Annotated in this window: 11 protein-coding genes; 8 read left to right on the top strand and 3 right to left on the bottom strand. The window is 70.4% G+C overall.

Annotated features, from left to right (window positions below; all coding sequences use genetic code 11):
- Positions 1-43: 43 nt before the first annotated feature.
- From J8N05_RS23350 to J8N05_RS23315, 8 genes are all read left to right on the top strand, one after another.
- Entirely contained in the window at positions 44-973 is a 930-nt protein-coding gene (locus tag J8N05_RS23350; protein WP_210885554.1) for an ABC transporter permease, read from the top strand.
- On the top strand, positions 970-1,857 hold the full coding sequence (locus J8N05_RS23345) for an ABC transporter permease (protein ID WP_210885551.1): 888 nt from the start codon (positions 970-972) through the stop codon (positions 1,855-1,857). The genes J8N05_RS23350 and J8N05_RS23345 overlap by 4 nt, the downstream gene beginning before the upstream one ends.
- Positions 1,854-2,840: an ABC transporter ATP-binding protein gene (locus J8N05_RS23340; protein ID WP_210885548.1), complete on the top strand. Its 987-nt coding sequence runs from the start codon at positions 1,854-1,856 to the stop codon at positions 2,838-2,840. The genes J8N05_RS23345 and J8N05_RS23340 overlap by 4 nt, the downstream gene beginning before the upstream one ends.
- Positions 2,837-3,820, top strand: a complete 984-nt coding sequence (locus J8N05_RS23335; RefSeq protein WP_210885546.1) for an oligopeptide/dipeptide ABC transporter ATP-binding protein — start codon at positions 2,837-2,839, stop codon at positions 3,818-3,820. Before J8N05_RS23340 ends, J8N05_RS23335 begins: the two co-directional genes overlap by 4 nt.
- Positions 3,821-3,876: 56 nt before the next feature.
- Positions 3,877-5,028, top strand: a complete 1,152-nt coding sequence (locus J8N05_RS23330) for an acyl-CoA dehydrogenase family protein (RefSeq protein ID WP_210885544.1) — start codon at positions 3,877-3,879, stop codon at positions 5,026-5,028.
- A gap of 79 nt (positions 5,029-5,107) precedes the next feature.
- Positions 5,108-6,322 carry a thiamine pyrophosphate-dependent dehydrogenase E1 component subunit alpha gene (locus J8N05_RS23325; protein ID WP_210885543.1) on the top strand — a complete coding sequence of 405 codons (1,215 nt, stop codon included), beginning with the start codon at positions 5,108-5,110 and terminating at the stop codon, positions 6,320-6,322.
- The gene (locus J8N05_RS23320; RefSeq protein ID WP_210885541.1) at positions 6,319-7,290 is read left to right on the top strand and encodes an alpha-ketoacid dehydrogenase subunit beta; all 972 of its coding nucleotides are present in this window, start codon (positions 6,319-6,321) and stop codon (positions 7,288-7,290) included. Before J8N05_RS23325 ends, J8N05_RS23320 begins: the two co-directional genes overlap by 4 nt.
- Before the next feature lie 40 nt (positions 7,291-7,330).
- A complete protein-coding gene (locus tag J8N05_RS23315) occupies positions 7,331-8,665 on the top strand; it encodes a dihydrolipoamide acetyltransferase family protein (protein WP_210885539.1) in 1,335 nt (444 codons plus the stop codon).
- A 62-nt stretch (positions 8,666-8,727) separates the two neighbouring features.
- On the opposite strand, the gene J8N05_RS23310 is transcribed toward J8N05_RS23315, so the two are convergent.
- The 3 genes from J8N05_RS23310 to J8N05_RS23300 are packed head-to-tail and all read right to left on the bottom strand — an operon-like array spanning position 8,728 to position 13,516.
- The gene (locus J8N05_RS23310; RefSeq protein WP_210885536.1) at positions 8,728-11,046 is read right to left on the bottom strand and encodes a family 43 glycosylhydrolase; all 2,319 of its coding nucleotides are present in this window, start codon (positions 11,044-11,046) and stop codon (positions 8,728-8,730) included.
- A gap of 14 nt (positions 11,047-11,060) precedes the next feature.
- Positions 11,061-12,542, bottom strand: a complete 1,482-nt coding sequence (locus J8N05_RS23305; RefSeq protein ID WP_210885533.1) for a sulfatase-like hydrolase/transferase — start codon at positions 12,540-12,542, stop codon at positions 11,061-11,063.
- Positions 12,539-13,516: an aliphatic sulfonate ABC transporter substrate-binding protein gene (locus J8N05_RS23300; protein ID WP_210885529.1), complete on the bottom strand. Its 978-nt coding sequence runs from the start codon at positions 13,514-13,516 to the stop codon at positions 12,539-12,541. The genes J8N05_RS23305 and J8N05_RS23300 overlap by 4 nt, the downstream gene beginning before the upstream one ends.
- Between the last annotated feature and the right edge of the window lie 44 nt (positions 13,517-13,560).

The following is a 13,560-nucleotide window of genomic DNA, read 5'->3' as shown; positions in this document are numbered from 1 at the left end:
TGTCCGGCACTCTCCAAGGAAGGGAGGGAGTTTCGTGGTAGCGATGAGAACGGTGCTCGCCCGGCTGATCCAGCTGGTGCTCGTCCTGCTCGCGGTCACACTGGTCGTGTTCGTGCTGACCCAGATCGCGCCCGGCGACGCGGCCAGGCTGCGCCTCGGACCACGAGCCTCGCCCGAGGCGGTGAGCGAACTGCGCCACCAACTGGGCCTCGACCGCAGCCTCCCGCACCAGTACCTGGACTACGTCACCAGAGTCCTGCACGGCGACTTCGGGACGTCGATCGACGGACAGAGCGTCAGCGGCGTCATCGGCCAGCGCATCGGAGACACCCTGTGGCTCCTGCTCGGCACCCTGGTGCTCGCGGTCACGACCTCACTCGTCCTCGCCTGGACCGCCGCCTGGTTCAGGGACCGCCCCGTCGACCACGTGATCAGGCTCGGCGTACTCCTGGCCCTGTTCCTCCCGGCGTTCTGGGTCGGCTTCCTGCTCATCAGACTGGTGGCCATCCCCACCGGCTGGTTCCCCGTCGCGGACCTGGGGTCGAGCCCGGCGGAACTGCTCCGCTCGCTGGTCCTGCCCTCCGTGACCGGCGCGATCATCCTCACACCCGTCCTGGTACGGAGCCTGCGGTCCAGCCTGATCGACGTGCTCGACTCCGAGTACATCGCGGTCGCCAGGTCCCTCGGCGTGGGCGGCCCCACCCTGATCGTCCGGCACGTGCTGCGCAACGCACTCGGCCCGGTCCTCACCCTCCTCGCCCTCAACGTCGGCTACCTCTTCTTCGGAGTCGTCATCCTGGAAGCCACCTTCAACATCGCCGGCCTGGGCAGCGCCCTGGTCGAGGCGTCCGCCAAACGCGACGTCTACACCGTCCAGGGCATCACGCTGCTGTTCGCCACGGGGGTCGTGATGGCCAACATCCTCGGCGAGACCGTCGTCTCGCTGCTCGACCCGAGGACGGTGAGCACATGATCGACACGCCTGTCGTCGAGGACTCCGCGCCGCCCGCCGAACCCTCGCGGCGCCTGCGCCGACGCGGCGACGGCAAGATGGCCGTCGGCGCTGTCATCGTCGGACTCTTCGTCCTGGCCGCGCTCTTCGCACCGCTCATCACCAGCGGACACCCCGCCGACCAGGACCTGCTGAACCGGCTCGCCCCGCCCTCCCGGGCCCACCTCCTCGGCACCGACCAGCTCGGCCGCGACGAATGGACCCGGCTGGTGTACGCGATCCGCATCGATCTGCGCGTGGCGGTGCTCGGCTCCCTCATCCCCGCGGTCCTGGGCAGCCTGATCGGTATCGCGGCGGGCCTCGGCAGCAAGTGGCTGGACGCGGCGATCATGCGCACCTCCGACATCGTCGTCTCGCTCCCGCTGTTCATCTTCTTCATCGCCCTGGTCGGCCTGCTCGGCCCCGGCACCGGATTCCTGTTCCTCGGCCCCGGCGAACTGCCACTCATCATCGGCTTCACGGTCATCTCCTGGGTCGTGTACGCCCGGCTGCTGCGCAGCGAAGTACGCAGGGTGCGCTCCATGGACTACATCCGGGCCGCACGACTCGGCGGCCTGCCCCGCCGGCGAGTGATCGCCTGGCACATCGTGCCGAACGCCATCGGCCAGAGCATCGTCTACTTCTTCGTCGACGTCGGGCTGGCCGTCGTCGCGATCTCCACCCTGTCCTTCCTCGGCGTCGGCATCCCCGTCGGAACCCCCGAATGGGGCTCGATGATCCAGTCGGGCCGCGGCGTCATCCAGACCAACTGGTGGTTGATCGCCGCCCCCGGAGCGGCGATCGCCCTGATCGGCATGGGCCTGGCCCTGATCGGGGACGGCCTGGACGATCGGATCAAGTCATGACCCGTACAGAACGCGTGATCGAGATCGAGAACCTGTCGATCGCCGCGGCACAGGGCGGAGTCACCCTGGTCGACGACGTGTCCCTGCACGTCGACGCCGGTGGCTGCCTCGGGATCGTGGGCGAGTCCGGATCCGGCAAGAGCCTCACCCTGCGCTCCGTACTCGGTCTGCTGCCGCCCACGCTGAAACAGACCAGGGGGACCACACGGTTCCAGCGGAAGCCGGGCGAGGGGCTGCGGTCCGTCGCACCGCGTGAGCTGCGCGGACACGGGGTCTCCATGATCTTCCAGGAGCCCATGAGTTCACTGAACCCGACCATGCGCATCGGCGACCTGGTCGCCGCCGGCCCGCGGGCCCTCGGCATGTCCCGCCGGGCCGCCGCGGACCGGGCCCTGCAACTCCTGGCCGAGGTCGGTGTGCCGCACCCGGAGCAACGGGCCCGCGCATGGCCGCACCAGCTCTCCGGCGGCCAGCGCCAGCGCGTGATGATCGCCATGGCGCTGTCCGTGGAACCCTCGCTCCTCCTGTGCGACGAGCCGACGACCGCGCTGGACACCACGGTCCAGGACCAGATCCTGACCCTCGTCGAACGGCTGCGGGCCGAGCGCGGACTGGCCCTGATCTTCGTCAGCCACGACCTCTCGGTCATCTCCCGCATCGCCGGCCGCACCGCCGTGATGTACGCGGGCCGCATCGTCGAACAAGGTCCCACCCACGACCTGGTCGACGACCCGAGCCATCCCTACACCCGTGCGCTGATCGACTCGATGCCCCAACTGCACGGACCGCCCTCGCGGTTGAGGACCATCAGCGGATCCCCTCCCACCGCCGGACTGCTGCCCCCCGGCTGCCGCTTCGCCCCCCGCTGTCCCCACGCCGCGGACGTCTGCCTCGACGCGGACCCCCCGCTGCTGGCCATCGGCCCGCACCGCGCCACGGCGTGCGTACGGCAGCCGGTCACGAACGCTGGAGAACAGCCATGAGCGCCCTCGTCGAACTGGACGACATCTCCGTCCACTTCAAGGTCAGGACGCACAGGTCCGTGCCGCCCACGACGCTGCGCGCCGTCGACGGAGTCAGTCTCGCCGTCGAACGCTCCGAGTGCCTCGGCGTGGTCGGCGAGTCCGGCTGCGGCAAGTCGACCCTGGCCGGCGTCCTCGTCGGGCTGACGGAGCCGACCGCCGGACTGGTCCGCTACGACGGCCAGGACATGGCAGCCCGCAGGTCGAAGGAGCTGCGCCGGAGGATCCAGATGGTCTTCCAGGACCCCGTCGCCTCACTCAACCCCCGACGGCGGGTCCGTTCCGTACTGGCCGAACTCATCGACTGCCACGACCTCGTCCCGGACGCCGGAATGACCTCCGCGCTCAACTCGCTCATGGAGATGGTGAACCTGCCTCCGCGCGTCCTGGACGCGCGACCGCGCGAACTCTCCGGGGGCCAGCGCCAGCGTGTCGCCATCGCACGGGCCCTGGCGGTACGGCCCGACGTGCTGGTCGCCGACGAGGCGGTGTCCGCCCTCGACGTGTCCGCCCAGGCCACCGTGGTCAACCTGCTGGCCGATCTGCGTGCCGAACTCGGGCTGACGATCGTCTTCATCTCCCACGACCTCGGCATCATCCGAACGCTCTGCGACCGGGTCGCGGTGATGTACGCGGGCCGGGTGGTGGAGGAGGGAACGGCCGAGACGATCTTCGGCGGGGCACGACACCCGTACACGCAGGCCCTGTTGCGGGCCGCACCCGACCTGCGGCGCCGCGGCACCGAACCGCGTCCGCCGGCACTGGAGGGCGAACCGTCCGGCGCCCTCGACGTGATCACGGGCTGTCCCTTCCAGCCCAGGTGCCCGGAGGCCGAGGCCGCCTGCGCGAAGGCCCCGCCGCCCTACGTCCACGACGGATCGCACCGCACCGCCTGCATCCACGCGCCGTCGAGCCACCGGGCACCGGCCGACACCCAGTAGCCGCCGCCCGTCCGCCGCCTGGCTTCGGCATCCGCACGTCACCGAAAGGCATCACCGTGAGCGTCGAGCGTGAACTGCCGTCCGACGAGGCCCATGAACTGATCGGGCTCACCGCCGAGATCGCCGACAAGGAACTCGCCCCGCGCGTGGCCGAGTTCGAGGAGGCCGGGCGTTTCCCCCGTGAGGTCTTCACCCTGCTGGGATCGGCGGGACTTCTCACCCTGCCGTTCCCCGAGGAGTTCGGCGGCGGCGCGCAGCCCTACTCCGTCTACCTCCAGGTCCTGGAGGAGATCGCCGCCCGCTGGGCGGCCGTGGCCGTGGGCATCAGTGTGCACGCCCTGTCCTGCCACCCGGTCAACGCGTTCGGGACCGACCGCCAGAAGGCCGACCTCCTCCCCGACATGCTCGGCGGAGACCTCCTCGGGGCCTACGCGCTGTCCGAGGCGCACGCCGGGTCCGACCCGTCCGCCATGCGGGCCGCAGCCACCGGCACCCCGGAGGGCTGGCGCGCCCGCGGCAGCAAGGCATGGATCACCCACGCGGGACAGGCCGACTACTACACCACCTTCCTGCGCACGGACTCCGACAGCAGGCGCGGCGTCTCCTGCTTCCACATCCCCGCGGACACCCCCGGCCTCTCGGCGGGCGCACCCGAGCGCAAGATGGGCCTGTGCAGCTCGACGACCGCCACGATCACCTTCGATGACGCGCCGATCTCCGGGGACCACCTCGTCGGACGGCCCGGACAAGGCCTGTCCATAGCGCTGTCGGCCCTCGACGCCGGGCGCCTCGGCATCGCCGCCGTCGCCACGGGCATCGCGCAGGCGAGCCTGGACCACGCGGTGGCGTACGCGAAGGAACGCGAGGCGTTCGGACGTCCGGTCATCGACCATCAAGGAGTCGGGTTCCTGCTCGCGGACATGGCCGCCGCGACCGCGTCCGCCCGCGCCACCTATCTGTCGGCCGCCCGCCGCAAGGACGCGGGCCTCGGCTACAGCCAGGAGGCCAGCATCGCGAAACTCCTCGCCTCGGACACCGCCATGTCGGTGTCCACCGACGCCGTCCAGATCCTCGGCGGCGCCGGTTACGTCCGCGACCACCCGGTCGAGCGGTACATGCGCGAGGCCAAGGTCACGCAGATCTTCGAAGGTACCAACCAGATCCAGCGCCTGCTCATCAGCCGCGCCCTCGCCCGCACGGCGCGCTGATGCCGCGCCGGCCGGCCGCACGTCTGTCGGCCGCTCATCACCCCGGGCCGTACGGCCGCCATCTCGAAGGAGTTCGGAAATGCCCCGCACGTCCGCGAAGACGTCCGCGAAGACGAACGACCGACAGGACCCGATCCAGTTGCTGACTCCGCAGGGCGAGGCGGTCAGCGACGCCCGGCTGCCGTTCGACCCGGCCGACGTGGATCTCCCCGCCCTGTACCGGGACATGGTGCTGACCCGCCGCCTCGACACCGAGGCCATCGCACTCCAGCGACAGGGCGAGCTGGGGCTGTGGCCCTCCCTCTTCGGGCAGGAGGCGGCGCAGATCGGTGCCGCCCGCGCCCTGCTCCCCTCCGACATGGTCTTCCCCACCTACCGCGAGCACGGAGTGGCATGGTGCCGCGGACTCGACCCGGCGTCCCTCCTCGGCCTCTTCCGGGGCACCACCCTGGGCGGCTGGGACCCCAGGGACGTCAACTTCAACCTGTACACGCTGGTGATCGGGGCCCAGACCCTGCACGCGGTCGGCTACGCGATGGGGATCGTCCGCGACCCGGTCGGCCCGGCCGTCTCCGCGGCTTCCACAGCCGCCGCCTCCGCCGTCCTCGCCACCCCTGCCACCCCTGCCGCCCCCGCCGCCCCCGCCGTCCTCGCCTTCCTCGGCGACGGCGCCCTGAGCGAGGGCGAGACCAACGAGGCGTTCATCTGGGCCACGACCCAGTCCCTGCCCGTGGTCTTCTTCTGCCAGAACAACCAGTGGGCGATCTCGGCCCCGTACAGCGTGCAGAGCACTGTCCCCGTCGCGCAGCGCGCCGCCGGTTTCGGACTGCCTGGTATCCGTGTCGACGGCAACGACGTCCTGGCCTGCCTCGCCGCCACCCGCAGGGCCCTCCACACGGCCCGTACCGGCGGCGGCCCCACCCTGATCGAGGCGTTCACCTACCGCCGCAACGCCCACACCACCGCGGACGACGCCTCCCGCTACCGGGAGACGGCGGAGGAGAAGGAGTGGGCGGCCAAGGACCCCCTCGCCAGGCTGCACGCCCACCTCGTGGCCACCGGGGCCGCCGACTCCGCGTACTCCGCGTACTTCGCGGAGATCGAGGCCGAGGCGCAGACCTTCGCGGAAGGTCTGCGTGCCCGCTGCCGTGCGCTGCCCGAGCCCGATCCGTCCCTGCCGTTCGAGCACACCTACGCCGAGATGACCCCCGAGCTCAGTCGCCAACTGGCCGAACACCGGGCCCACCTCGCCTCGCTGCAGGAGATATCCGGCCCGAGCGGAGAGCGCGCATGACCACGACGACACTGGCCGGAGCGATCAACGACGGACTGCGGCACGCGCTCACGACCGATCCGGCGGTCCTGCTGCTCGGTGAGGACATCGGCCGCCTCGGCGGCGTCTTCCGCGTCACCGACGGACTCTGCGCCGACTTCGGCACCTCACGCGTCGTGGACACCCCGCTGGGCGAAGCCGGGATCGTCGGCACCGCCGTGGGTCTCGCGATGCGCGGATACCGTCCCGTGTGCGAGATCCAGTTCGACGGTTTCGTCTATCCGGCCGTCAACCAGATCATCAGCCAGCTGGCCAAGTACCGGCACCGCTCGGGCGGCCGGATCGCCATGCCGGTGGTCATCCGCATCCCGTACGGCGGTGGCATCGGCTCGATCGAGCACCACTCGGAGTCCCCGGAGGCCTATTTCGCCCACACCCCGGGCCTCAAGGTCGTCACCTGTGCCACCCCCGACGACGCCTTCAACATGATCGGCCAGGCCATCGCCAGCGACGACCCGGTCATCTTCCTGGAGCCCAAACGCCGGTACTGGACGAAGGGCGAGGTCTCCGGTGCGCCCGCACTCGACCTGCACCGGGCCCGTACCGTCCGTACGGGTTCGGACCTCACCCTGGTCGCCTACGGACCCTTGGTCGCACCGGCGCTGGAGACGGCCCGTATCGCGGGGGAGGAGGGGCACAGCGTCGAGGTCATCGACCTGAGAAGCCTCGCACCGCTGGACACGGACACCGTCATGGCCTCCGTGCTCCGCACCGGCCGGCTCGTCGTCACCCACGAGGCCTCCCGCACGCACGGCATCGGTGCCGAGATCGCCGCCCGGGTCCAGGAGGAGGCGTTCTACGCGCTGGAGGCGCCCGTCCTGCGGGTGACCGGATACGACACGCCGTATCCGCCGAGCCGCCTTGAGGAGGACTGGCTGCCGGGCGTGGACCGCATGCTGGCCGCCGTGGACCGCAGCCTCGCCCACTGAAAGCGCGCGCCGCACATCAGCTTCGAAAGGCAGGACAGCCATGCCCACCACCGAAGATTTCTGCCTGCCCGACGTCGGGGAAGGCCTCACGGAGGCCGACATCCTCCAGTGGACCGTGGCCCTCGGAGACACGGTCGAGGTGAACCAGATCATCGTCGAGATCGAGACGGCCAAAGCCGCCGTCGAACTGCCCTCCCCGTACGCGGGCACGGTCGCCGCACTGCACGCCGCCGAAGGCGACACCGTGCCGGTCGGCGCTCCCTTGATCACCATCGCCGTCGGCGGACCTGGAGAACCTGTCGAGCCTGACGCGGTGGCGGGGCCGGCCGGCTCCGACCAGGGTGACGCGGGGGGACGCACCGCGCTCCTCGTCGGCTACGGTCCGCGCGACGCGGGCACGGCCCGTCGGCGTACCGCTCGCCCTGCCGCGTCCACCGGGGCCGCCTCCGCGTCCACCGGGACCGTCTCCGCGTCCACCGGGACCGTCTCCCGTCCCTCGGCCAAGCCGCCGGTGCGCAAGCTGGCCAAGGACCTCGGCGTCGACCTGCGCACGGTGCTGCCCACCGGACCGCACGGCACGATCAGCCGGGAGGACGTCCATCTCGCGGCCGGGCCGCCGTCTCCGCCTCCGCGCGAGTCGCCCTCCCCGGGCGCGGGTGCCAACTCCCGCGGAGAAACCCGGATTCCCATCCGCGGCGTACGCAAGCACATGGCCGCCGCGATGGTGGCTTCGGCCTTCACCGCCCCGCACGTCACCGAGTTCGTCACCGTGGACGTCAGCGAGACGATGAGACTGCGCGAACTGGTCGGAGCCCGGCGCGAGTTCGCAGGAATGCGGATCTCACCGATGCTCTTCGTGGCGAAGGCCCTGCTGCTCGCCCTGCGCGGAACACCGGAGCTGAACTCCGTCTGGGACGAGTCCCGTCAGGAGATCGTGCTCAAGCACTACATCAACCTCGGCATAGCCGCCGCGACCGACCGGGGCCTGGTGGTACCCAACATCAAGGACGCGGATCTGCTCTCCCTGCCCGAACTGGCACGCGCAATAGCTCAGTTGGCGACGACGGCCCGTGAGGGGCGGACGGAACCACGCGACCTGGCCGGCGGCACGGTCACCCTCACCAATGTGGGTGTGTTCGGCGTGGACACCGGTACGCCCATCCTCAACCCGGGGGAGGCCGCCATCCTCGCCCTGGGGGCCGTACGACGCACCCCGTGGGTGGTCCACGACCAGGCGGGAGAACGTATCGAGCCGCGGTGGACGGCCCAACTCGCCCTCTCCTTCGACCACCGGCTCGCCGACGGCCGGCAGGGCTCGCGCCTGCTGGCCGACGTGGCGGACCTGCTGCGGGAGCCGGGCCTCGCCATGCTGTGACACGGCAGTGGTCCGCACCCCGGGAACTCGGGATGCGGACCACTTCCGTGTCAGTCGCCGTGTCAGCCGCGATAGGTGCGTACGTAGTCGAAACGGGCCGTCGCCCCGGCCGTGTTGAGCGACACCAGACCGATGCGCAGCGCCTGCTCGTCCGGCAGGGCCCACACGCCGGTCCAGGTCCAGTGCACGCCGTCGGTGCTGGTGGCGGCCCGTACCTCGTGCTCGCCGCCCGCCTTGTCGGCGTGGTACGCCAGCCGCATCCAGAGCGTCCGCGCGGGCGGCCCGCCGAACATCGGGCCGTAGGCCACGGCGGTCGGCGGTGTGGTCGTGGGCCGGGCGCCCTCCTTCGCGAACTCGGTCACATGGGTGACCTTCCCGTCGGTGTGGCTCACCGGCAGCACCGAGTGCACCAGCTTGAAGTACCGGTCGTCGCTCCCGTACAGCACCAGCCCGGCCTGCTGGTTGCCCGGACCGTTCGCCAGGTCGAGCTTGGTCTCGACCGTGAAGTCACCGGCCGGTGCGGGCCGGGTGAGGACCGACGCGGTGTTGGTGCCGAGATGCAGTTCGGCGTTCTGCGTCGGCCAGGACAGGACGCCCCCGCCGGTCGCCGCACCCGCCGCCGGTCCCCGGACCCAGCTCCAGTCGGAGGACAGGGTGGCGGAGTCGAACTCGTCGCTGTAGGCGCGCAGTCGCGTGCCCGGCCGTGGGTCGGCGACGCGCCGAGTGACCGGCTCGTACAACTTCACGGCGCCCACGTTGTCGGCGGCCGCTCCGTCCCCGAGAGCGGCGGTGCCGACCTTCCCGGCCCGCGCGGCAGCCGCCGGTACGCTACGGGTCTGGGTGGCCACGGCGTCGTGCAGCCGGTCCGCGCTCACCTCGACGGTGAGGCGGTTGCCGCGCAGCTCGGCCGCCACGTTGCGCCAGGCGCCCCACTGGTAGCCGGACGGGAGCGCGGTCACCTGCTGCCCGGCGCTGACGCCGTTCACCCGCACGTCGGTGACCAGGGCGTTGCGGGTCCGGTCGAGCCAGGCCACGACATGGTTCGCGGGGTTCTTGTAGGCGAGGACCAGACCCGCCGATCCGCCTGCCGCGCCGACCCGGAGATCGGCTTCGGCGCGTACCCGGGCGGGGGCGTTGTCCGAGGTGACGAGGTAGGCCGGATCGGTGGCGCTGCCGGAGTGGGTGACGAAGGTGCCGGGGTCCTGCTCGCCGGCCGTCGCCCAGGCCTTCGTACCGGAGCCCTGCGCCTGCCAGCCGTCCAGCGACCCGTCGTTGAAGGTGCTGCCCGCCTTCCAGGTGGTGACGGGTACCTCGGTGCCGTCGGAGGACGGGCCGGCGCCGGCCCGGACGACGGGCCAGCCGTCGATCCAGTCGAGCCTGTCGACCAGCATCGGACGCCTGCTGAGGGTGCGGTCGATGCCCGGTACGAGGTCGAGGTCGGGATCGTCGGCGGGTATCGCGTGGTAGACGAGCCAGTCCTGCCCGGACAGGTCGGTCTGCAGCGCGTTGTGGCCGGGCCCGATCCAGCGGTCGCTCGAACCGACCACGATGCCGCCCTTGCTGACGGGGGACATCAGGTCCACACCACGGTCGTCGGTGAACGGCCCGGTCGGACTGGTGGAGCGGCCCACCTTGACCTGGTAGCCGCTGTACGCGCCGTCGCAGCAGCCCGCGTCCGAGTAGAAGAGGTAGTAGTAGCCGTCGCGGCGGACGACGAAACCGCCCTCCATGCGCCGCCCCTGGGCGACCTCGGTGACCGTGCCCTCGATCCGGGTGCGGTCGCCGTTCATGCGCGCCACGCAGATGGTGTCGTAGCTGCCCCAGTACAGGTACGGCTGTCCGCCCACGTCGGTGAACTGCGCCTGGTCGATGTCACCGGTCGCGCAGCCGCTCTCCGCCGGGAGCACGGCGCCCGCGTCGGTCCAGGGCCCGGTCGGCGTGGGCGCGGTGGCCACCCCGACGGTGTCCTGGTTCGGCACCGAGTAGAAGAGGTTGTAGTGGCCGTCCGTGTACCGGATGTCGGGCGCCCACAGCCGGGAGCCGCCGTGCCAGGCCGGCTGGGTCTGCGGGGTGAACACCTCGCCCGCGTACGTCCAGTGGGTGAGGTCGGCCGACTTCAGGATCGGCAGCATGCGTTCGGCGGTCTGGCCCTGGGTCTGGAAGACGGGGTTCTGGGTGCCGTAGGCGTACCAGTAGCCGTCCTTGCCGCGGATCACCGCCGGGTCGGGGAAGGTGTCGACGGTGCCGGCCGTCACCGGGTTGGTGTACGTGGACGCCCGTGCGGGGGAGGCGGTGGCGGTCCCGGCGGGCGGGAGCACCGCGAGCAGGAGACCGGCGAGCACGGTGACGACCTGCGCGGTGCGACTCGCTCTTCGGTTCACGCGGTTCACTCTGTTCACGGGGGTGAGACCTCACTGCTCGAAGGGGATTCGAAGGAGCTCAGGGTCGGGTCGTAGTCGGAGGCGCCGATGTCGTACATGGACGTCATCCAGTGGTGGAAGTTGTCGCCGCGCTCCCGGAGCAGGTCGTACAGACGCCGCATCAGACGCAGCCGGACGGACTCCAGTTCGGGGTCCGGGTAGCGGTTGGTCAGCTCGTGCGGGTCGCTTTCGAGGTCGTACAGCTCGTTGACCGAGTCGGGATTGACGACCAGCTTGTAGCGGTCGTCGCGCAGCATGCGCTGGGGGTACGGGAAGTGGTGGCCGTGGAACTCGGCGAGCAACTCCTCGGGCCACTCGGGGTGTTCACCGCGCACCAGCGGCAGCAGACTGCGGCTGTCGGTGGCCGGTTCCGGGTCGCAGCCCGCCAGTTCGAGGATGGTCGCCGTGCAGTCGGTGAGACTGACGAACTCCCGCCGCACCTGCGGCTGTTGGCCCGGCACACGGACGATTCCGGGGATGCGGTAGATGTCCTCGTACATCGCCGGACCCTTGTCGTGCAGCCGGTGGGCGCCGGTGAACTCGCCGTGGTCGGCGGTGAAGAAGACCGAGGTGTCGTCCTCCAGGCCGAGTTCGTCGAGCCGGGTGAGGATGCGGCCGATCTGCTGGTCGACGAGGGTGACGTAACCCCAGTAGACGGCGATGAGTTTGCGTGTGACGTCGAGCGGCATGGTGTCGAAGGTCCAGTGCGCGCTGTAGTTGCGCTGCACGGGCGGTTTGCCCTCGAAGGTCTCCGCGATCGAGGCGGGCAGTTCGACGAGTTCCGGGTCGTAGAGGTCGTAGTAGGAGTCCGGCAGCAGATACGGCAGATGCGGGCCGAAGAAGTGGGTGGCCAGGTAGAAGGGGCGGCCGTCGGCCGCGTACTTCTCCAGGAGTTCGATGGCACGGGTCGCCAGGTAGTACTCGAAGGTCGCCTCCACCGGCTGCTGGAGGCGCGCGGCGAGCAGGTTGCCCGGGTTGCCGTTGGGTGTGGTCCCGCGCACCGGATCGGTGATGCGGTACGGCGGCAGGTCCCGTTCCTTCAGGTAGGCGAGGTAGTCGGGGTGGTCGACGGGGTTGTGCCAGCCCGGCAGGTCGGGTCCCTCGAAGCCGTAGGAGGCGGCGTTGCGGTGGGTGCCCACATGCCACTTGCCGACCAGGCCCAGCTGGTAGTCGCGTTCGGCGAGCGCGGCGGGGAAGGTGAAGGCGCCCTCGGCCAGGTCCTCCAGATAGCCGACGTTGCGCTCGTGGTTGGCGAGCAGCTTGTGCCGGAAGGGGGCCTGGCCGGTGAGCAGACTGGCCCGGGCCGGGGTGCAGATGGCGGTGGGCGTGTAGAAGCGGTCGAAGCGGGTGCCGGTGGTGGCGAGCCGGTCCAGGTTCGGGGTGGCGACATGCGGATTGCCGTAACAGCCCAGTGTGTCCACGCGGTGCTGGTCGGTCATCAGGAAGAGGAGGTTCACGCGGCGGCCTTCGTGTAGACGTCACCCGCGTAGAAGGAGGTCGCGGCCGGGGCCTTCTTCAACTGGCCGGTGCTCACGAAGAAGTCGCTCATGCCGTCCAGCCACTCGCCGACCGTGCCGTCCTTCGTCTTCGCGACGAGTTCGGCGGTCGTCAGCATCTCGACGTGACTCGCGTCCGCCTTCACCTTGTCCTCCGGCAGCTTCAGCAGCGCGGCGGTGAGCTTGACCGACTCCTCGGGGTGCGCGGCACGCCAGTCGTTGGCCTCCTGGAGGACCTTGACGACCTTCGCCTCGGCGGGCCCCTTCTTCCCGCCGGTCACGAACGCGGTGGGGAACGAACCGCCGATGTCCTTGGTGCTCGCCACCTCGACCAGGTCCGGCACCTTCTGCTTGATGGTGTCGATGAGCGGATAGTTGATGCCTGCCCCGTCGATCTGCCCGGAGGAGAACGCCGAGACGATCGTCGGCGCGTCCATGGCGACCTTCTTGATGTCGTCCATCGTCATCCCGGCGTCGCGCAGGGCGAGTTGGAGGATCATCTCGCCGGACGTCCCTTCCGGAACGCCGACCTTCTTGCCCTTGAGCCCGGCGATCGAGGTGATGCCCGGCTTGGCGATCACACGGTCGGCATAGGTCAGCGTGTCGATCGCGACCACCCTGGCTTTCCCCGAGGCGGGCAGCCACAGCGCACCGGGACCGATGTACCCGTAGTCGAGATCCCCGCTGCCCAGCGCCTGGATCTGAATGGGCCCATTGACGAACGTCTTGTACGAGGCGGACAGCCCGTGCTTCTTCCACAGACCCTGGTCGTCGGCGATGGCCAGCAGACTGGCCCCGTTGTAGTCGGCGATGTACCCGAAACGGATCTTGGTCCCGCCACCGCTGTCGCCGTCGTCCGAGGAGCAGGCGGACACGGAGAGCGCGAGCGCTGTGGCGGAGAGTGAGGTGAGGAGGGTGCGACGGGACATGCTCATGGCGCTGAGCCTTTCGTTCTGTTGGATTTCGTTACGGCCCGTCC

This window comes from Streptomyces liliiviolaceus (genome assembly GCF_018070025.1).
GTDB lineage: Bacteria > Actinomycetota > Actinomycetes > Streptomycetales > Streptomycetaceae > Streptomyces > Streptomyces liliiviolaceus.
This window is presented reverse-complemented; position numbering and strand designations above follow the sequence as displayed.

Excerpts from the sequence above, each read along its gene's own strand:
- J8N05_RS23315 (WP_210885539.1), top strand. The coding sequence starts at position 7,331 with ATGCCCACCACCGAAGATTTCTGCCTGCCCGACGTCGGGGAAGGCCTC.
- J8N05_RS23335 (WP_210885546.1), top strand. The coding sequence starts at position 2,837 with ATGAGCGCCCTCGTCGAACTGGACGACATCTCCGTCCACTTCAAGGTC.
- J8N05_RS23320 (WP_210885541.1), top strand. The coding sequence starts at position 6,319 with ATGACCACGACGACACTGGCCGGAGCGATCAACGACGGACTGCGGCAC.
- J8N05_RS23350 (WP_210885554.1), top strand. The coding sequence starts at position 44 with ATGAGAACGGTGCTCGCCCGGCTGATCCAGCTGGTGCTCGTCCTGCTC.
- J8N05_RS23345 (WP_210885551.1), top strand. The coding sequence starts at position 970 with ATGATCGACACGCCTGTCGTCGAGGACTCCGCGCCGCCCGCCGAACCC.
- J8N05_RS23340 (WP_210885548.1), top strand. The coding sequence starts at position 1,854 with ATGACCCGTACAGAACGCGTGATCGAGATCGAGAACCTGTCGATCGCC.
- J8N05_RS23325 (WP_210885543.1), top strand. The coding sequence starts at position 5,108 with ATGCCCCGCACGTCCGCGAAGACGTCCGCGAAGACGAACGACCGACAG.
- J8N05_RS23300 (WP_210885529.1), bottom strand. The coding sequence starts at position 13,516 with ATGAGCATGTCCCGTCGCACCCTCCTCACCTCACTCTCCGCCACAGCG.